The organism is Aromatoleum buckelii (assembly GCF_012910785.2).
Taxonomy (GTDB): domain Bacteria; phylum Pseudomonadota; class Gammaproteobacteria; order Burkholderiales; family Rhodocyclaceae; genus Aromatoleum; species Aromatoleum buckelii.
This window is the reverse complement of sequence record NZ_WTVH02000008.1, coordinates 565,681-583,908: the sequence shown is the minus strand read 5'-3', so window position 1 is coordinate 583,908 and position 18,228 is coordinate 565,681. Positions and strand designations below refer to the sequence as shown.

Annotated in this window: 21 protein-coding genes; 19 read left to right on the top strand and 2 right to left on the bottom strand. The window is 67.5% G+C overall.

All coding sequences use genetic code 11. The features are described 5' to 3' along the window. Positions 1–83: 83 nt before the first annotated feature. Entirely contained in the window at positions 84–1,184 is a 1,101-nt protein-coding gene (locus GO608_RS04615; RefSeq protein ID WP_211159214.1) for a substrate-binding domain-containing protein, read from the bottom strand. A 353-nt stretch (positions 1,185–1,537) separates the two neighbouring features. On the opposite strand from GO608_RS04615, the gene GO608_RS04610 reads away from it, so the two are divergent. From GO608_RS04610 to GO608_RS04560, 11 genes are all read left to right on the top strand, one after another. After that, entirely contained in the window at positions 1,538–2,356 is an 819-nt protein-coding gene (locus GO608_RS04610; RefSeq protein WP_169197275.1) for an ABC transporter substrate-binding protein, read from the top strand. A 123-nt stretch (positions 2,357–2,479) separates the two neighbouring features. Further along, complete coding sequence (gene ubiU / locus GO608_RS04605) at positions 2,480–3,493, top strand: ubiquinone anaerobic biosynthesis protein UbiU (RefSeq protein ID WP_211159215.1); 1,014 nt, start codon at positions 2,480–2,482, stop codon at positions 3,491–3,493. Between the two features lie 14 nt (positions 3,494–3,507). Next, positions 3,508–4,404, top strand: a complete 897-nt coding sequence (locus GO608_RS04600; protein WP_169197329.1) for a U32 family peptidase — start codon at positions 3,508–3,510, stop codon at positions 4,402–4,404. 25 nt (positions 4,405–4,429) lie between these two features. Continuing rightward, positions 4,430–4,936 (top strand): ubiquinone anaerobic biosynthesis accessory factor UbiT, encoded by a 507-nt coding sequence (ubiT, locus tag GO608_RS04595; protein ID WP_169197277.1) that lies wholly within the window; start codon positions 4,430–4,432, stop codon positions 4,934–4,936. Positions 4,937–5,016: 80 nt separating this feature from the next. Continuing rightward, positions 5,017–6,096: a VanZ family protein gene (locus tag GO608_RS04590; protein WP_169197278.1), complete on the top strand. Its 1,080-nt coding sequence runs from the start codon at positions 5,017–5,019 to the stop codon at positions 6,094–6,096. A gap of 91 nt (positions 6,097–6,187) precedes the next feature. Then, the gene (locus GO608_RS04585; RefSeq protein ID WP_011237845.1) at positions 6,188–6,508 is read left to right on the top strand and encodes a (2Fe-2S) ferredoxin domain-containing protein; all 321 of its coding nucleotides are present in this window, start codon (positions 6,188–6,190) and stop codon (positions 6,506–6,508) included. Beyond that, positions 6,505–7,152: an alpha/beta hydrolase gene (locus tag GO608_RS04580; RefSeq protein WP_169197279.1), complete on the top strand. Its 648-nt coding sequence runs from the start codon at positions 6,505–6,507 to the stop codon at positions 7,150–7,152. The genes GO608_RS04585 and GO608_RS04580 overlap by 4 nt, the downstream gene beginning before the upstream one ends. Before the next feature lie 38 nt (positions 7,153–7,190). Then, a complete protein-coding gene (locus tag GO608_RS04575) occupies positions 7,191–7,802 on the top strand; it encodes a glutathione S-transferase (RefSeq protein ID WP_169197280.1) in 612 nt (203 codons plus the stop codon). 43 nt (positions 7,803–7,845) lie between these two features. Next, positions 7,846–8,823 (top strand): ATP-binding cassette domain-containing protein, encoded by a 978-nt coding sequence (locus tag GO608_RS04570; protein WP_247002863.1) that lies wholly within the window; start codon positions 7,846–7,848, stop codon positions 8,821–8,823. A gap of 13 nt (positions 8,824–8,836) precedes the next feature. After that, complete coding sequence (locus GO608_RS04565; RefSeq protein WP_169197281.1) at positions 8,837–9,628, top strand: ABC transporter permease; 792 nt, start codon at positions 8,837–8,839, stop codon at positions 9,626–9,628. A 161-nt stretch (positions 9,629–9,789) separates the two neighbouring features. Continuing rightward, positions 9,790–11,079: an ethylbenzene dehydrogenase-related protein gene (locus GO608_RS04560; protein ID WP_169197282.1), complete on the top strand. Its 1,290-nt coding sequence runs from the start codon at positions 9,790–9,792 to the stop codon at positions 11,077–11,079. Positions 11,080–11,113: 34 nt separating this feature from the next. Here GO608_RS04560 and GO608_RS04555 read toward each other — a convergent pair whose 3' ends face one another. Then, entirely contained in the window at positions 11,114–11,425 is a 312-nt protein-coding gene (locus GO608_RS04555) for a DnaJ family domain-containing protein (RefSeq protein ID WP_169197283.1), read from the bottom strand. A gap of 208 nt (positions 11,426–11,633) precedes the next feature. Between GO608_RS04555 and GO608_RS04550 the strand changes: the two genes are divergently transcribed. The 8 genes from GO608_RS04550 (at position 11,634) to nusB (ending at position 17,983) form a co-directional block, all read left to right on the top strand. Continuing rightward, positions 11,634–12,377: a TerC family protein gene (locus GO608_RS04550; protein ID WP_169197284.1), complete on the top strand. Its 744-nt coding sequence runs from the start codon at positions 11,634–11,636 to the stop codon at positions 12,375–12,377. A gap of 13 nt (positions 12,378–12,390) precedes the next feature. After that, complete coding sequence (locus tag GO608_RS04545) at positions 12,391–12,837, top strand: universal stress protein (RefSeq protein WP_169197285.1); 447 nt, start codon at positions 12,391–12,393, stop codon at positions 12,835–12,837. Positions 12,838–12,853: 16 nt separating this feature from the next. Beyond that, the gene (gene cutA, locus GO608_RS04540; protein ID WP_169197286.1) at positions 12,854–13,201 is read left to right on the top strand and encodes a divalent-cation tolerance protein CutA; all 348 of its coding nucleotides are present in this window, start codon (positions 12,854–12,856) and stop codon (positions 13,199–13,201) included. A 99-nt stretch (positions 13,202–13,300) separates the two neighbouring features. Next, complete coding sequence (dsbD, locus tag GO608_RS04535) at positions 13,301–15,115, top strand: protein-disulfide reductase DsbD (RefSeq protein WP_169197331.1); 1,815 nt, start codon at positions 13,301–13,303, stop codon at positions 15,113–15,115. Between the two features lie 102 nt (positions 15,116–15,217). After that, positions 15,218–15,823: a riboflavin synthase gene (locus GO608_RS04530; RefSeq protein WP_169197287.1), complete on the top strand. Its 606-nt coding sequence runs from the start codon at positions 15,218–15,220 to the stop codon at positions 15,821–15,823. Between the two features lie 62 nt (positions 15,824–15,885). Further along, positions 15,886–16,995, top strand: coding sequence for a bifunctional 3,4-dihydroxy-2-butanone-4-phosphate synthase/GTP cyclohydrolase II (gene ribBA, locus GO608_RS04525; RefSeq protein WP_169197332.1), 1,110 nt, complete (start codon positions 15,886–15,888; stop codon positions 16,993–16,995). A gap of 83 nt (positions 16,996–17,078) precedes the next feature. Continuing rightward, complete coding sequence (gene ribH / locus GO608_RS04520; protein ID WP_169197288.1) at positions 17,079–17,549, top strand: 6,7-dimethyl-8-ribityllumazine synthase; 471 nt, start codon at positions 17,079–17,081, stop codon at positions 17,547–17,549. Further along, on the top strand, positions 17,546–17,983 hold the full coding sequence (nusB, locus tag GO608_RS04515; protein WP_169197289.1) for a transcription antitermination factor NusB: 438 nt from the start codon (positions 17,546–17,548) through the stop codon (positions 17,981–17,983). Before ribH ends, nusB begins: the two co-directional genes overlap by 4 nt. Positions 17,984–18,228 lie beyond the last annotated feature (245 nt).

The window sequence follows — 18,228 nt, the reverse complement described above, 5'->3', positions numbered from 1 at the left end:
AGGAGGCGCAGGCCGGAGCTGCCCACCGGGGAGCGTCGGGCATCCGCGTGGCCGGTGCCCGGTAGGCGCCCGCGCCTGCCGCGCTACTTGTACCAGGGCAGCGTGCGCCGCAACGACACGATCTCGCCTGCGGCTTCGGCACCGTAGCCCGGCACCGCCCGGGCCAGCTGCCGGAAATCCGCGCTGCGCAGCACGCCGATGACCGCCTGCATCGCTGGCAGGTCCAGCGCATCCTTGAGGCAAACGAGGAAATACTGTTCGTGCACGAGCGGGACGAAATCGAGGCCGAAGCGCACGGCCGCGGCGCGCAGCCCGAAGCCGCAGCTCGCGCTGCCAGCGGCGACGTTCGCCGCGACCGACAGATGGGTGGGCTCCGCGGTGTCATAGCCGGCGACTGCCGCAGGGGAGACGTTCGCGCGCGCGAGCAGCTCGTCGAACATCAGCCGCGTGCCGCAGCCCTGCAGGCGATTGACGAACACCACGCCGGATCTGGCGAGGTCGCTCAGCGAGACGAGCCCGAGCGGGTTGCCGGGGGCAACGATCAGCCCCTGCTCGCGGCGCGCGAAACGGATCAGCTTGTGCGCGCCGAGCCGCAGCTCGCGTCCGAGCGCGATGTGGATCCGCGCGCCGCGCCGGCACAGCCGATCGTCATCGAGCGGCAGGTGGATGCCTGCCACGGTGCAGGCCCCGGCATTGAGGCGTTCGAGCGCGCGCGTGCTGCCGACATATTCGGCATCGAGCAGCACGCGCGCGTCGCGCAGCAAGGAGTCCCGCAGCACGCCGAACAGCAGGTCGTGGCTCGCGCAGGCCGACAGCAGCGCCAGCCCCGGATCGACGGCCAGCAACAGTTCGCGGTCGAGCTGCCCGGCGAGGCTCTCCGCCTGCGGCAACAGGCGCGCGAGAATGCGCTTTTCCGCCCACAGCAGGCGTTCGCCGAACGCCGACAGCCGCGCCGCCCGGCCCTGGCCGCTGGCGAGCAGCGTCTGGCCGAAAACCGCCTCGTGCTTCTTCAGCTCGCCCCACAGATGGCGATACGACAGCCCGAGTTGCGTGGCGGCCTTGCCGATCGAACCCTGCACGCGGATTGCATCGAGCATCGCCAGCAGCGGATTGTGGAGCTGCAGTTGGGCTCCCGCTGCCTCGGCCACGCCGGCAATGAAACGGTATTCGAGTTTCACGCTCATCGGAAAAGCTTACCCGAAAACGCGGCTGCGCCTTTCCCGCCGCGCGCGCGGAAAGTTGATGCCCAGCGGGAGAACACCTTCCCCCTGGCAAAAAGCAACAGTCATTTTTGCCCGAGCCGCGAGGCCGTCACCGGACCGAAACGGGAAACCGCTGGCAGACCGTCGAAATGCAGCGCGAAGTCGCGCCGGCGATGCCGATGGACTTATGCATGGATTTGCCTAAGAGACGCTACGCGCCTTCGCACGACGCTGGCCTGCTCGCTGCAGCTTTGATACAACGCTTTGCAAAAGCGCGCTGTTTTGCGCGCGATTCCGGACTTTGATCGACATTTCTTTTCACACGGAGATTTTTCATGGCATATGTGCTTCGCGTCCTGCTGGCCGCTTTCGTCTGCATGTTCGGCCTCGCCGCGCACGCAGGCGACAAGTTCATCATCGTCTCGTCGACGACCTCGACCGAGCAGTCGGGCCTGTTCGGCCACATCCTGCCGGTGTTCGAGCAGCAGTCGGGCATCGAGGTGCGGGTCGTCGCGCTCGGCACCGGGCAGGCGCTCGATACGGCGCGGCGCGGCGACGCGGACGTGGTGTTCGTGCATGACCGCGCAGCCGAAGAAAAATTCGTCGCCGAAGGCTACGGCGTCGAGCGCCGCGACGTCATGTACAACGACTTCGTCCTCGTCGGGCCGAAAAGCGATCCGGCGCAAGTCGCCGGCGGGCGCGACATTGTCACGGCGCTGAAGAAAATCGCGGCCGCGCAGGCGCCGTTCGTGTCGCGCGGCGACAAGAGCGGCACGCACGCGGCCGAACTGCGGCTGTGGAAGCTCGCCGGCATCGACCTCGAGCAGGCGAAAGGGCCGTGGTACCGCGACTCGGGCTCGGGCATGGGGCCGGCGCTGAACATGGCGGCCTCGCTCGGTGCGTACCTCCTTGCCGACCGCGGCACGTGGCTGTCGTTCAAGAATCGCCAGGATCTCGCGATCGCAGTCGAAGGCGACAAGCGCCTCTTCAACCAGTACGGGGTGATGCTCGTCAATCCGGCCAAGCATCCGCACGTCAAGCGCGAGCTCGGGCAGCAGTTCATCGACTGGATCGTCTCGGCGGAGGGCCAGCAGGCGATCGCGGCATACAAGATCGACGGCGAGCAGCTGTTCTTCCCGAATGCGGCAAAGTAGGTTCCGATCGCGGCAACAGGGGCGAGGCCTGCACGGAGCCGACGGCCACGCCCTTGACCCCGGTCAACGCGGTGCGCAGCGAGTCGCACTATGGTTGCGAGGCTTTTTTCCCCAGCCCCCTCCATGACCTCCAATTCCAGAATAGAACTCGTCTGCCCGGCAGGAAGCCTGCCGGCGCTGAAGACGGCCGTCGACCACGGCGCCGATTGCGTCTATCTCGGCTTCAAGGATGCGACGAACGCGCGCAACTTCACGGGGCTCAATTTCGACGCCAACGCGATGCGCGAAGGCGTGCGCTACGCGCACGACCGCCGCCGCAAGGTGCTGCTCGCACTCAATACTTATCCGCAGGCGAGCAACTGGACAGCCTGGACCGCGGCGATCGACCGCGCCGCCGACCTCGGCATCGATGCGGTGATCCTCGCCGACCCGGGCCTGATGGCCTATGCGCAGAAGACGCACCCGCAGCTGCGCCTGCACCTGTCGGTGCAGGGTTCGGCGACGAGCTACGAGGCGATCAACTTCTACGCCGAACGCTTCGGCATCCAGCGCGCAGTGCTGCCGCGCGTGCTGTCGCTGCCGCAGGTCGAGCAAGTCATCGCGAACACCGGCGTCGAGATCGAAGTGTTCGGTTTCGGCGGCCTGTGCGTGATGGTCGAAGGGCGCTGTGCGCTGTCCGCGTACGCGACCGGCGAATCGCCGAACTGCAACGGCGCGTGCTCGCCGGGCAAGCACGTGCGCTGGGAACAGACGCCGAACGGGATGGAAACGCGGCTCAACGGCATCCTCATCGATCGCTTCGGCGACGGCGAACGCGCCGGCTACCCGACGCTGTGCAAAGGCCGCTTCGACGTCAATGGCGAGACCTACTACGCGATCGAGGAACCGACGAGCCTCAACACGCTGGAGTTGCTCCCCGACCTCGCCGGCGCCGGCATTCGCGCGATCAAGATCGAAGGCCGCCAGAGGAGCCCGGCCTACGTCGCGCAGGTCACGCGCGTGTGGCGCGAAGCGCTCGACCGCGTGATGCGCGATGCCGACTCCTTCAAGGTCCAGCCGACCTGGATCGCCGAGCTCGACAAAATCTCCGAAGGCCGCAGCCATACGCTCGGCGCGTATTACCGGCCATGGAAATGAACGCGATGAACCCGATGAAACTCGCTCTCGGCCCCCTCCTTTACTACTGGCCGCGCCAAGCGACGCTCGACTTCTATGCGCAGGTCGCCGACAGCCCGGCCGACGTCGTCTATGTCGGCGAAACGGTGTGCTCGCGCCGCCACGAGCTGCGCCTCGAGGACTGGTTCGAAGTCGCCGCGATGCTGCGCGCAGCCGGCAAGGAAGTCGTGCTGTCGTCGCAGTCGCTGATCGAATCCGAATCCGATCTCAAGGCGTTGCGCCGCATCGTCGCCCAGACCGATTTCCGCGTCGAGGCGAACGACATGTCGGCCGTGCACCTGCTGACCGGCGCCGGCCGACGCGACTGGATCGCTGGGCCGACGCTGAACATCTTCAATCCGCCAACGCTCGCGCTGCTGGCCGAGTCGGGCGCGACGCGCTGGGTCGCGCCGCCCGAGATGTCGGGCGCAGTGCTCACCGAGTTGCTCGCGTCGGGCGCGCCCGAAATCGAGACCGAAGTGCTCGCGTGGGGCCGGCTGCCGCTTGCGCATTCGGCGCGCTGCTTCACCGCGCGCCACTTCAACCTGCAGAAGGACACCTGCGAATTCCGCTGCCTCGGCATGAGCGACGGTCTGGTGCTGCGCACGCGCGAAGGCGAATCTTTCCTGACGCTCAACGGCGTGCAGACGCAATCGGCGCGCGTGCATAACCTCCTCGCCGACCTGACGTCGGTGCGGCAGTCGGCGCAGGTCGTGCGGGTGAGTCCACAGGGCGAGCATACGATCCGGGTGCTGGAACTGTTCCGCGAATCGGCCGACGGGCAGCTCGCCCCGCAGGAAGCTTTCCGTCGCAGCGCCGAATGGATGGTCGAGGCGCCGTGCAACGGTTTCTGGCACGGCCGTCCGGGTGTGGAACAATACGTTCCATCCTGAATCCGCCTTCCTGGAGCCCATCCCGATGACCACGCTTCGCATCCCGGCCTTCACGCTGCCCGCGCCGCTCGCGCGCCTTGCCGCCCGCCTGCCGCAGCGCCCGCCGACGTTCGCGCTGACTACCGCGCTGAACCTCGCGCTCGGGCGCATCCTGCCGCGCGAGAACCTCGAACCGCTGACCGGCCGGCACTTGCGCATCAAGGTCCGCGACGCCGGACTGACGCTCGACTTCACGCTCGACGCGCGCGGCTTTCGCCCGCTGTCCGGTCGCGGCACGCCCGATCTGACGCTGACCGCGAACGTCCGCGACTACCTTGCGCTCGCGCTGCGCGAGGAAGATGCCGATACGCTGTTCTTCGGCCGCCGGCTGCTGACCGAAGGCGACACCGACCTCGGCCTGCTGGTGAAGAACACGCTCGACGCGGTGGACTGGGACGCGCTGCAGAAGGAATATGCGCCCGCCAGCGTGCTGCGACGGCTCAATCCGCTCACCCGCCACCGCGCGGACAGCCGCCTGACGACCATCATCTGATCCCCTGCAGCGGGGGCGACGTCCCCGCCCCGGCGTCCGGGCTAGAATCGGCTTCCCAGATTCTTCGCCCGGACTTGCCGATGCCCCCCGCGCGCGCCGTCCCCACCCTGCCGCGCCACCTCGCTTTCGCGTACGGACTGCTGATCGTCTACGCCTGCCTGCACCCGCTCGCAGGGTGGAGACCGACGGGCCTGCCACTGCTGGACTTCCTGTTCGCGCCGTGGCCGAAATATTTCCGCTACGCCGATCTCGCGCTCAACCTGCTCGGTTTCGTTCCGTTCGGCTTCGTGCTCGCGCCGGCGCTCCCCGAGCGCCTCGGGCGCGCGGGCGCAGTCATCGTCGTGACGCTGATCGCCGGCGTGCTGAGCTTCTCGATGGAAGTCACGCAGAATTTCCTGCCGACTCGCGTGTCGTCGAACATCGACTTCGGGTTCAACGTGCTCGGCGGCCTGATCGGCGCGCTCGCCGGCGTGCGCTGGGGCCACGCGCTGTTCGACGAGCGCGGCTGGCTGCACCGCTGGCGCTCCGAACGCATCATTCCCGGCCACTCGGGCGACCTCGGCCTGATGCTGCTGGGCCTGTGGCTGCTCGCGCAGCTGATGCCCGACAGCCTGCTGTTCGGCAGCGGCGACCTGCGCCAGCTGCTCGGCCTGCCGACGCCGCTGCATTTCGATCCCGAACGCTTCATCCTGCTCGAATCGGTCGTCGTCGCCGTGAGCCTCGTCGCCGTCGGCCTTTTCTGCCGCTGCATGATGCAAGGCGCGAGCCCGCTGCCGGTTGCGCTGCTGTTGCTGCTCGGGCTCGCCGCGAAAACCGTCGCGACCGCGTCGTTCTTCGCTCCCGACGCGGCGCTGGTGTGGCTCACGCCCGGCACCACGCGCGGGCTGCTGTACGGCGTGCCGCTGCTCGCGGCGGCGCTGCTGCTGCCGCGCCTGCACCAGCACGCGCTCGCAGGCGTGACGATGCTCGCGGCGACGACGCTGACGAACCTGCTCCCCGACAACCCGTATTTGATGCTCGGGCTGGCGTCGCTGCAGCAGGGAAATTTCCTCAACTTCCACGGTCTGACCCGGCTCACGGCGAACGTGTGGCCGTTTCTCGCGCTGTCCTACCTGTCGGCGATCGGCCTGTGGCGCGGCGAACACCTCGCCGGACGCTGAACCGCGCGGGGATGATTGTCGCGCAGCTATAATCGGCCGAAGCCGGTCCGGCGTTGCGGCGCCGGCCACTTTCCCCGACCGGAGACCGTCGATGAGCTACTTCAAGCACCACGTTTTCTTCTGCTGCAACCAGCGCGAACCCGGCGACACCTGCTGCAACAACCACAACGCCACCGGGATGCAGACGTATGCGAAGGACCGCATCGCGGCGCTTGGCCTCAAGGGCCGCGGCAAGATCCGCATCAACAAGGCCGGCTGTCTCGACCGCTGCGACGAAGGCCCGGTGCTTGTCGTGTACCCCGACAACGTCTGGTACACGTACATCGACAAGGAAGACATCGACGAGATCATCGACGAGCATCTCGTCCATGGCCGCATCGTGACCCGCCTGCGCCTGCCGGACGCCGCATGAGCCGGGCGCATGCGAGCGAAAGCGTGCTGCTGCGCGGCCCGGACGGCGCGATCGAAGCGCTGATCGACGTCCCCGCGACGATCCGCGGCATCGCGCTGGTGTGCCATCCGCACCCGCTGTTCGGCGGCGCGAACACGAACAAGATCGCTCACACGCTGGCGCGCAGTCTGCGCGAGCTCGGCTACGCGACTGTCCGGCCGAACTTCCGCGGCGTCGGCAAGAGCGAAGGCGCGCACGATCATGGCGACGCCGAGACCGAGGACATGCTGTCGGTGATCGCGTGGGCACAATCGCGCTGGGGCAGCCTGCCGATCGCGCTGGGCGGATTCTCGTTCGGCGCCTTCGTCCAGACGCGGGTCGCGAAGCGGCTCGCCGACAGCATGACGCCGGCCGAGCGCATCGTGCTCGTCGGCACCGCGACTGGCGAAGCGGCCGGTGCGCGCAGCTACACGACCGAAACGGTGCCGAAAGACACGTTGGTGATCCACGGCGCCGAGGACGAGAACGTCGCGCTGGCGAACGTGCTCGACTGGGCGCGCCCGCAGGAACTTCCGATCGTCGTCGTCCCGGGCGCCGACCATTTCTTCCACGGCAAGCTGCATCTGATCCGCGACATCATCGCGCGCGCGTGGGCGCCGCGCTGAACGGTGGCCGCGCACCCGCCTTCAAGGAGATCGACCCCATGAAGCTTTTTGCCTCGCTCACGAGCCCATACGCGCGCAAGATCCGCATCATCCTCGCCGAAAAAGGGCTGCCGTTCGAGCTCGTCGTCGATTCGCCGTGGGAAGTGAATACTCGCATCCCTTCCGTCAACCCGCTCGGCAAGGTGCCGGCGCTGCTCACCGACGGCGGCGAAGTGTTCTTCGATTCCCCGGTCATCGCCGGCTACCTCGAAACCCTCAACGTCGCACCGCACCTGCTGCCGCGCGAACCGATCGACGCGGTGCGGGTGCGGCAGATCGAGGCGCTCGCCGACGGCATCACCGACGCGGCCGTCGCGATGGTGCTCGAATCACGCCGCCCCGAGGAGAAGCGCAGCGACGACGAGATCGCGCACCAGACGGGCAAGATCGGCCGGTCACTGGACGAGCTCGAGCGGCGCGCGAGCGGGCGTCACTGGCTGCACGGCGACAGCCTGACCCTCGGTGACATCGCGGTCGGCGCAGCGCTGGCCTACCTCGACCTGCGCCATCCGGACTACGACTGGCGCGCCGCACACCCCGCGCTCACGGCCCTGGCCGAACGCCTGTTCGACCGCGCGAGCTTCGCCGACACCAAACCCCCGGTGGGCTGAAGATGCAGTGCCTATTGCGAGGACGGACTTTTCCGGAGAGCCGGTGCAGGCGGATCGTCCCCTGACGCTCGCGAGCCGCTCGCCGGCCTCGCCGCTGTCGATCCGCGGCCTGCGCAAGCGCTATGGCGATACCGAGGTGGTCGCCGGCATCGACCTCGAGCTGCGGCGCGGCGAGTGTTTCACGCTGCTCGGCCCGAACGGCGCCGGCAAGACGACGACGCTGCGCTGCGCGCTCGGGCTCACCGCGCCGTCCGCCGGCGAGATCCGGCTCGCCGGCCTGCCGGTGCCGGCACGCGCGCGCGAAGCGCGCATGCGCGTCGGCATCGTGCCGCAGCAGGACAGCCTCGATCCCGATTTCACGTGCGCCGAGAACCTGATCGTCTACGGCCGCTATTTCGGCCTCGACGAAGCGGCGATCCGCGCGCGCATCCCGGAGCTGCTCGCGTTCGCCGGGCTCGAAGGCAAGCGCGATGCACGCATCCAGGCGCTTTCGGGCGGCATGAAGCGGCGCCTGACGCTCGCCCGCGCGCTCGTCAACCGCCCCGACCTGCTGATCCTCGACGAGCCGACCACCGGCCTCGACCCGCAGGCGCGGCACCTGATCTGGGAACGCCTGAAGCACCTGATCCGCGCCGGCACGACGATCCTGCTGACGACGCATTTCATGGACGAGGCCGAGCGCCTCGCGGACCGCCTCGCGATTCTCGACACCGGGCGCATGCTGACCGAAGGCAGTCCGCGCGACGTCATCGCCGCGCAGATCGAGCCGCAGGTCGTCGAAGTCTACGGCGACTGGAACGGCGGCGGTGGCGCGGGCGGCGCCGAAGCGTGGGCCGCCCGGCACGCCGCGGCGTTCGCACGACGCTTCGAAGTCAGCGGCGAGACCGCTTTCTGCTACGTCGAGGACGCGGCGCCGTTGCTCGCGCACCTGTCCGCGCAGACCGGCCTGCGTTACCTGCACCGCCCGGCGAACCTCGAAGACGTGTTCCTCAAGCTCACCGGTCGCGAGCTCAGGGACTGACCGGAGCGCATCGATGCCCACTTCAGCGAGTTCCTGGCGTGCACCGCAACTCTCGCGCCGCTTCATCCCGGTATGGCGGCGCAATTTTCTCGTCTGGCGCAAGCTCGCGCTGCCGTCGGTGCTCGGCAACCTCGCCGACCCGGTGATCTACCTGTTCGGCCTCGGCTTCGGCATCGGCATGCTGGTGCCGGAAGTCGGCGGCGTACGCTACATCAGCTTTCTGGCGGCCGGCATGGTGTGCTATTCGACGATGAACGCCGCGTCGTTCGAAGTGCTGTATTCGGGCTTTTCGCGCATGCACGTGCAGAAAACCTGGGAAGCGATCATGAACGCGCCGATCGATCTCGACGACGTCGTGTTCGCCGAGCTGGTGTGGGCGGCGTCGAAAGCGCTGCTGTCGGGTGCGGCGATCCTGCTCGTGATCTCGGCTTTCGGGTTCGTCGACACCCGTTACGTGCTGTGGCTGCTGCCGCTGATCTTCCTCGTCGGCCTCGCATTCGCCGCGCTCGGGCTGGTGATGACGGCGCTTGCGCCGAGCTACGACTTCTTCATGTATTACTTCACGCTGTTCATCACGCCGATGACGCTTGTGTCGGGCGTGTTCTTCCCGATCGAACAGCTCCCCCCCGCGCTGCGGGCCGCAGCGACGCTGCTGCCGCTGACGCACGCGATCGAACTCGCCCGGCCGCTACTGCTCGGACGGCTGCCGGAGAACGTCGCCCTGCATCTGGGGGTCATCGCCGGCTACGGCGCCGCAGCCTTCTGGCTGGCGCTCGCGCTGACGCGGCGGCGGCTTCTCAAGTAGCGGCCCGACGCAGCTCCTCGACCCCTGGCTCCGCCGCCCCCGATCAACGCATTCGTCATCGACCTGCCGCCCCCTCAGGACCGGTATTATGCTCATATGCATATTCCGGGGCAGGGCTGCGCAAACGGCGCCCCAATCCCTTTTCACGACCAGGAGACGCCATGAACAAGCTTGCATTGACTGCGATCTGCGCTGCCCTCGCCGCCGGGCCCTCGAACGCCGCCGATCCGGCGACGATCGACTGGTCGAAGGTACCCGCCGAAGAGATCACGCTGTTCTACCCGGGGCTGACGACCTACGAGTGGATGCAGACCGGGCACAAAGGCAAGACGGGAGTCAGGAAAGGCCAGAGCTGCCTCGACTGCCACGAGGACGAGGAAGAGCAGTTCGGCGACAAGCTGGTGAAGAGCGGCCCGCTCGAGCCGGCAGCGATCGAGGGCAAGAAGGGACACGTCGACCTGACCGTACAGGCCGCTTACGACACGCGAAACGCGTACCTGCGCCTGCAGTGGAAAACGCAAGCCGCGGGGCCCGGCGTCGAATACCCGTATTACCGTTTCGACGGCAAGGAGTGGAAGGCGTACGGCGGCCCGCGCCTCAAGCGGGAGGTCCGTGACGGCAAGCAACCGGCGATCTATGAAGACCGCGTGTCGATCATGATCGACGACGGCAAGGTGCCGCAGTTCGCCGAGCAGGGGTGCTGGCTGACGTGCCACGATGGCGAGCGCGACACCGCCGGGCAGGCGAGCAGCGAGGAAGTGGCCGCCAACCCTCTGCTGACGGCGATCGGGAAAACCGACGTGCGCAAATACCTGCCGGCAACGCGCACCGACCCGTTCGACTGGAAGACCGGCAAGCCCGTCGCCGAAATCGAGCGCCTCAAGGCCGCCGGCGGCTTCGTCGACCTGATCCAGTGGCGCGCGCACCGCAGCAATCCGGTCGGCATGGCCGACGACGGGTACGTCCTCGAATACCGCAATTTCGACGCCGGCAAGAATCCTTTCGCCTCGAACCTCGACAAGGAGACAAAGCAGCCGAAGTTCATGTTCGACGCGGCGAAAGCCGGAGACAAGGCGGTCACGGCCGAGCAGGTGTTCAAGAAGGAACACATCCTCGTCAAGGGCGCCAACGCCGTGCCGTTCGACGCCGGCGCCGGCTGGAAGGAAGGCGACATGCTGCCGCAGTACGTCCTCAGCGCGGCAGATGCGAGCGGTTCGGCCGCCGACAACAAGGCTTCGGGCCGCTGGCAGGACGGCATCTGGACCGTCGTCATCATCCGCCCGCTCGGCCTCGCGAACAGTGACGACAAGGCGCTGGCCGAAGGCGGCGTGTATAACGTCGGTTTCGCGGTCCATGACGACAACGTCACGAGCCGCGCGCATTACGTGTCGCTGCCGACGACGCTGGGGATCGGCGCCAAGGCGAAGATCGAGGCCGTCAAGCTGCCCTGACCTTCCGGGCTCCGGAGAGCCGCAACGGAGCCAATCACCGGTGCGACATCATGCCGAGCGCCGCGACCAACCGCGCGAGGCGCCGCTTGATGTCGTCACGCTCGCCGCCGACGCTGTCGGCCAGTTGCCCGCGCAGCGCGGCGATCTCGCGGCGCAGCATGATTTCGGCCGGCGCGAAGCCGGCGTTCTTCAGTATCCGGTTCGCCATGCGCTGTTCCGGCGACACCAGAGGTTCGTCGTCGAGGTGGAGGGGGCGCCCGGCGCCGGGCAGGTTATCGAATTCGCCGCGCCGGATGGCTTCGGTGATGCGCTGTTCGGCGAGGATGTCGAAAACGGATGGCGGCATTGGAAAGTGCGGCGCTCCATAGCCTCGGACCCGTGCAACGGGCGGCAGCGCCGCACGGTTTGAACGGCGGACCGCGCCGAAGTTCCGCGCCCCTTCGCAGCGCACTGTTGTGGCATATACGGCTTGCCAAGCGCGTGAACCCTGCGGAACATAGCGGCCACGGAGCGGCACGCGAGGCCGGCCGACCCAATCAGCAAGGAGTTCATCCGTGTTCGAATTCATGACCGACAGCGCATTCTGGGTGTCGGTGCTGCAGATTATCGCGATCGACATCCTGCTCGGCGGCGACAATGCGGTGGTCATCGCGCTGGCGTGCCGCAAGTTGCCCGAGCACCAGCGCAACCAAGGCATCGCGTGGGGCGTCGTCGGCGCGATCGGGCTGCGCATCGTGCTGATCTTCTTCGCGCTGCAGTTGCTCGAACTTCCGTTCCTGAAGATCGTCGGCGCGCTGCTGCTGCTGTGGATCGGCGTCAAGCTGATGCAGCCCGAGGAAGGCGACAGCCACGCCGGCGTCGAGGGCGCGCCGCACCTGCTCGGCGCGATCCGCACGATCGTCATCGCCGACGCCGTCATGAGCATCGACAACGTCATCGCGGTGGCCGGCGCGGCGAAAGGCGATCTCGGGCTGGTGGTGTTCGGCATCGTCGTCAGCATCCCGATCATCGTCTGGGGCAGCAAGTTCGTGCTCAAGCTGATGGACCGCTTCCCCGTCGTCATCACGCTCGGCGCGGCGCTGCTCGGCTGGATCGCCGGCGGCATGCTGGTCGGGGACGTGACGATCAGGCCGTGGGTGGAAGAGATGCCGTCGTGGCTGCACTATGGGACGTCGGCGTTTGCCGCGGGGTTCGTCGTCGTGCTCGGCAGCTGGCTCGCCCGGCGCGGCGCGGCGACGCCGCCGCTGGTCGAACTGGCCGTCGACGACCCGCACATCGGGCGCCCGGGCGACAAGTGAAGGAGAGATGGCGATGGCGACGATGAAAGTGCTCGTACCCGTGGATGGATCGGACAACGCAAACCGCGCCGTGGCGCACGTGCTGGCGCTGTATCGCAGCGATGCGCAGCTCGACATCCACCTCCTCAACGTGCAGATCCCGATCGACTCGGGCCACGCGCGGCTGTTCGTCAGCCCGGAGGAGCTTGAGGATTACCATCGCGACGAAGGGCTTGCGGCGCTCGCCCCCGCACGCCACATTCTCGACGAAGCGCACGTTCCCTACACTCACCACGTCGCGGTCGGCCATGTCGCGGACACGATCACCCGCTACGCGAAGGAACACGGCTTCGACAAGATCGTCATGGGCTCGCACGGGCGTACCGCGCTGCTGCAGATGGTGCTCGGCTCGGTCGCACAAGAGGTGCTGAAGCGCTCCGCGATCCCCGTGACGCTCGTCAAGCCGGCTGCCGAAGGTTGAAGGGGGGAGCGCGCGAATGAACGAAGTGCTTGTCGTCCTGACGAATCTTCCCGACGAGGCGAGCGCCCGCGCGCTCGCGTCGCATCTCGTCGAAAACCGGCTCGCCGCGTGCGTGAACATGCTCGCGCCCTGCCGCTCGGTTTATCGCTGGCACGACGCGATCGAAGAAGCGGTCGAAGTTCCGTTGCTCATCAAGACGAGCGCCGACCGCTACGCTGCGCTCGAAGCCGCGGTGCGCGCCGCGCATCCGTACGAACTTCCGGAGATCATCGCGGTCCCTGTTGTGCGGGGTCTGCCTGCTTATCTCGACTGGGTGGCCGCAGAGACGGCTCTGGCATCCACTGGGTGCAGACCGGCCCCGTGATCGCGCACTGCGTCATCTTCGGACGGCTTGATCCCGGTTCAGGCGCCGTTGCCGGCCATGCCCCAGAATCCGACTAATTCCGACACCTTTTCCGAACCGATGCGCCGTCTCCTGTTACTGCTGGCCGCCTTGGCCAGCCTGCTTGCCCTGCTGCCGCCGACATTCGCGCAAGGCAGTCCGATCGAACCCGAAAAAGCCTTCCGCTTCGCCGCTCGCGCGCTCGATCCCGCCACCGTCGAGATCACGTTCGACATCGCCGACGACTACTATCTTTACGGCGACAAGTTCAAGTTCACCGCCGACCCGCCGACCGTGCAGCTCGGCATTCCGGAACGCGCTCCGGGCAAGATCAGGCACGACGAATTCTTCGGCGACGTCGAAACTTACCGGGACGAGATCCGGATCCTGCTGCCGGTCACCGCAGTCGAAGGCGTCACCGCGTTCCGCCTGACCGCGACGAGCCAGGGCTGCTGGGACGGCGGCATCTGCTACCCGCCGACGCAGCAGAGCACCGACATCGACCTGACAGCGACGCCGGTCGCGGCTGGCGGCAGCCTCATCGACCGCTTCCTGTCGCCCGGCAACCTGGCGGGCACAGGCTCCGGCACGGCGCCGAGCGGCGACGAAAGCGGGCGCATTGCCGGCCTGCTGCGCGACGCGAGCGTACCGCTGATCCTGTTGAGCTTCTTCGGCTTCGGCCTGCTGCTCGCTTTCACGCCCTGCACTTTTCCGATGATCCCGATCATCTCGGGCGTCATCGTCGGCCAGGGCCACCACATCTCGCGCGGACGCGCTTTCGCGCTGTCGCTCGTGTACGTGCTCGGCATGGCGGCGGCCTATGCCGTGGCCGGGGTCGCAGCGGGCATCTCCGGCACGCTGCTATCGGCGGCGCTGCAGAACGCGTGGGTGCTCGGCGCCTTCGCGCTGGTGTTCGTGTTGTTGGCGCTGTCGATGTTCGGCTTCTACGAGTTGCAACTGCCGAGCGCGCTGCAAAGCCGCCTGAGCTCGACCGCGAATCACCAGAAAGGCGGCAGTCTCGGCGGCGTCGCGGTCATGGGCGTGCTGTCGGCGCTGATCGTCGGGCCGTGCGTCGCCGCACCGCTCGCCGGGGCACTGCTCTACATCGCGCAGACCGGCAACGCGACGCTCGGCGGAGTCGCGCTGTTCGTCATGGCACTCGGCATGGGCGCGCCGCTGATCGCAGTCGGTGTCGCCGCGCGCTCGGTGCTGCCGAAAGTCGGACCGTGGATGGAAGGCGTCAGGAAAGCGTTCGGCGTGATGCTGCTCGCTGTCGCGGTGTGGCTGCTGACGCCGGTCGTCCCGCCCCTCGTGACGATGCTCGCGTGGGCGGCGCTGCTGCTGTTCTCGGGCATCTTCCTGCACGCGATCGACCCGCTGCCGGTGCACGCGAAAGGCTGGGCGCGCTTCTGGAAAGGCACCGGCGTCGTCATGCTGATCGGCGGGGCGGCGATGTTCGTCGGTGCGTTGGCCGGCTCGCGCGACCCGCTGCAGCCGCTCGCGGTGCTGCGAGCCGAAGCGTCGGCGTCCGTCGCGACTGCGCCGCGTTTCGAGAAAGTCGCGTCCGTCGCCGAGCTCGACGCGCGCCTCGCGTCGGCCGATCGACCGGTGATGCTCGATTTCTACGCCGACTGGTGCGTGTCGTGCAAGGAGATGGAGCGCTTCACGTTCAGCGACCACGCGGTGCAGGCGCGCATGGACCGCATGCTGCTGCTGAAAGCCGACGTCACCGCGAACAGCGACGACGACAAGGCGCTGCTGAAGCGTTTCACGCTGTTCGGTCCGCCGGGAACGATCTTCTTCGATCGCGACGGCAAGGAGCGCGAAGGCCTGCGAGTCGTCGGATTCATGGCAGCAGAGCCGTTCGGCGAATTGCTCGACCGTGCGCTGCGCTGAACCCGGCGGGAGGAGGCTGCGGCGGGAAGCGATTGGCAATCCACCGTTTTTCGCCCACTTTCGCCTACAATCGCTGCTTCCCCACTTGCCCGTCCCTCCATCATGTTTTCCGGAATCGTGGCCGCCTGCGGCCGAATCGAACGTATCGAACCTCTCCAGGACGGCGTGCGCCTGACCGTGGATGCCGACGGGCTGGACCTCGCCGACGTGCAGATCGGCGACAGCATCGCGAACAGCGGCGTCTGCCTGACCGTCGTCGCGCTCGACGGCAGCCGCGTGCAGTTCGACGTGTCGCGTGAAACGCTGAACTGCACCGCCGGCCTCGACACCGCCGGCAACGAAGTCAATCTCGAGAAAGCGCTGTGCCTCGCCGACCGGCTCGGCGGCCATCTCGTCACCGGCCACGTCGACGGCGTCGGTGAAGTCGTGAGCTTCACGCCGGTCGGCGAGAGTCACGACCTCGTGATCCGTGCGCCTGCGGCGCTCGCCGGCTACATCGCGAAGAAAGGTTCGGTCACCGTCAACGGCGTGAGCCTGACGGTGAACCGCGTCGAAGCCCGCGAATTCTCGATCAACCTGATCCCGCACACCGTCGCCGTGACCAATCTCAAGCACCTCGCCGCAGGCAGCCGCGTCAATCTCGAGATCGACCTCATCGCCCGTTACGTCGAACGCATGCTGGCGTGGCGCGAGGAGTCCGCACAATGATCGACAACCCCCACGCTCGCCCGCAATCGGGCTCGCTGCCCCCCGAGGGGGAACGCGCCGGCTTGGGACGGCCCGGCGCCGGCACGAGCGCACTCGCCCCGATCACCGAGATCGTCGAGGACATCCGCGCCGGCCGCATGGTCGTGCTCGTCGACGAGGAAGACCGCGAGAACGAAGGCGACCTCGTGCTCGCCGCCGAACACGTGACGCCGGAAGCGATCAACTTCATGGCGAAATTCGGCCGCGGGCTGATCTGCCTGACGCTGACCGAAGCGCGCTGCCGCCAGCTCGACCTGCACCTGATGGTGCGCGACAACCGCTCGCCGCACGGCACCGCTTTCACGACCTCGATCGAGGCCGCCGAAGGCGTCACGACCGGCATTTCCGCCCAGGACCGCTCACGCACAGTGCAGGCGGCCGTCGCGCGGCATGCGAAGCCGGCCGACATCGTGCAGCCCGGCCACATCTTCCCGCTGATGGCACAGAAAGGCGGCGTGCTGATCCGCGCCGGCCACACCGAAGCGGGGTGCGATCTCGCGGCGCTGGCCGGACTCGAAGCGGCGTCGGTGATCTGCGAGATCCTCAAGGACGACGGCACGATGGCGCGGCTGCCGGATCTGGTCGAGTTCGCGAAAGAGCACGGCCTGAAGATCGGGGCGATCCGCGACCTCATCGAGTACCGTTCCGCGAACGAGCACCTGGTCGAACGCGTCGCCGAAAAGGACGTCGAGACGCCGTATGGCCGCTTCAGGCTCGCCGCGTTCGAAGACAAGACAACCGGCGAAGTGCATTTTGCGCTCTCTCACGGCGAAATCCGCCCCGAGCGCGAAACCCTGGTGCGCGTACACGAGCCGATCTCGGTCGTCGATTTCATCGATCCTGAGAGCGGCCGTCACACTTTTCCCGTCAACCAGGCGATGGCGCGCCTGGCCGAAGCCGAACAGGGCGTCATCGTGCTGCTCTATCGGCCGCAATCGGGCAGCGAGTTGCTCGCCGGCCTGCGTGGCGACCCCTCGCTCGCGGCGAAATGGGACGCGCGCCTGTTCGGCGTCGGCGCGCAGATCCTGCGCGACCTGAAGGTCGGCAAGATGCGGCTCCTCGCGAGCCCGCGCAAGATCCCGAGCATGGCCGGCTTCGGTCTCGAGATCACCGGCTTCGTCGAGCGCCCCTGAGGGTGTTACCCTGAACCTTCCGCGCCGGAGCCGTCGCGCATCGCGACCGTGCTGCCGGCTTTTTTGTCTTTGAAGAATCGAACATGGCCCGTTACGACAACATCCCCGAATTCGAAACCGACCTCGACGGCCGCGGCTTGCGCGTCGGCATCGTCATGAGCCGCTTCAACCAGGACGTCTGCGAAGGCCTGCTGTCCGCGTGCACCGCCGAGCTGCTGCGCCTGAACGTGTCGCCGGAGCTGATGCGCATCGCCACCGTTCCGGGGGCGCTGGAAATCCCCCTGACGCTGCAGGCGATGGCGCGCAGCGGGCGCTTCGATGCGCTGATCGCGCTCGGTGCGGTGATCCGCGGCGAGACTTACCACTTCGAGCTGGTGTCGAACGAAATGGGCAGCGGCATCAACCGGGTCGGGCTCGACACCGGCCTGCCGATCGCCAACGGCGTGCTGACGACTGAAGACGACGACCAGGCCCTCGCGCGGATGCAGGAAAAAGGCGCCGACTGCGCCCGCACCGCGATCGAGATGGCCAAGCTGCTGAAGCAGCTCCAATGAGCGGCAAGGCTGCCCGCCGCCGGGCGCGCGAATTCGCGCTGCAGGGGATTTACCAGTGGCTGCTTTCGGCCAACTCGATGCCGCTCATCGAGGAACATGTCAGCCAGGTCTCGGGTTTCGACAAGGCCGACCGCGAGCTTTTCATCAGCCTGCTGCGCGGCACGCTGAACAACGTCGACGACCTGCAGGCGGAGTTCGCGCCGTTCATCCATCGCGCCGTGCATGAACTGTCGCCGGTCGAGCGCGCCATCCTGCTGCTCGCGACGCACGAACTCAAGCACAATCTCGACACGCCCTATCGCGTCATCATCAACGAGGCGATCGAGCTGGCGAAAGGCTACGGCGGCACGGACGGCCACCGTTTCGTCAACGGCGTCCTCGACAAGCTCGCGGCGCAGCTGCGCGCCACCGAAGTCGGCGCCGGCCGCAGCTGAAGCGGGCGGCGCCGGATCCGGCAGCAGGGTTCGGTCCGCCCGGGACGCGCACCCGCTGCGACCACGGGACCCGACGGGGCGCAAAAAAACAAAAAAGCGCGGAACCGCAATGTTGCGGTTCCGCGCTTTTTTCATTTCGACCTACAAGGGGAGCGATCGCTCCGGTTGCACCCCGAGGTGCGCGAGCGGCTCACCCGCCACGCACCCTCGTCACAAGGACGGCCCTTGGGTGGCCGTCCCGATCG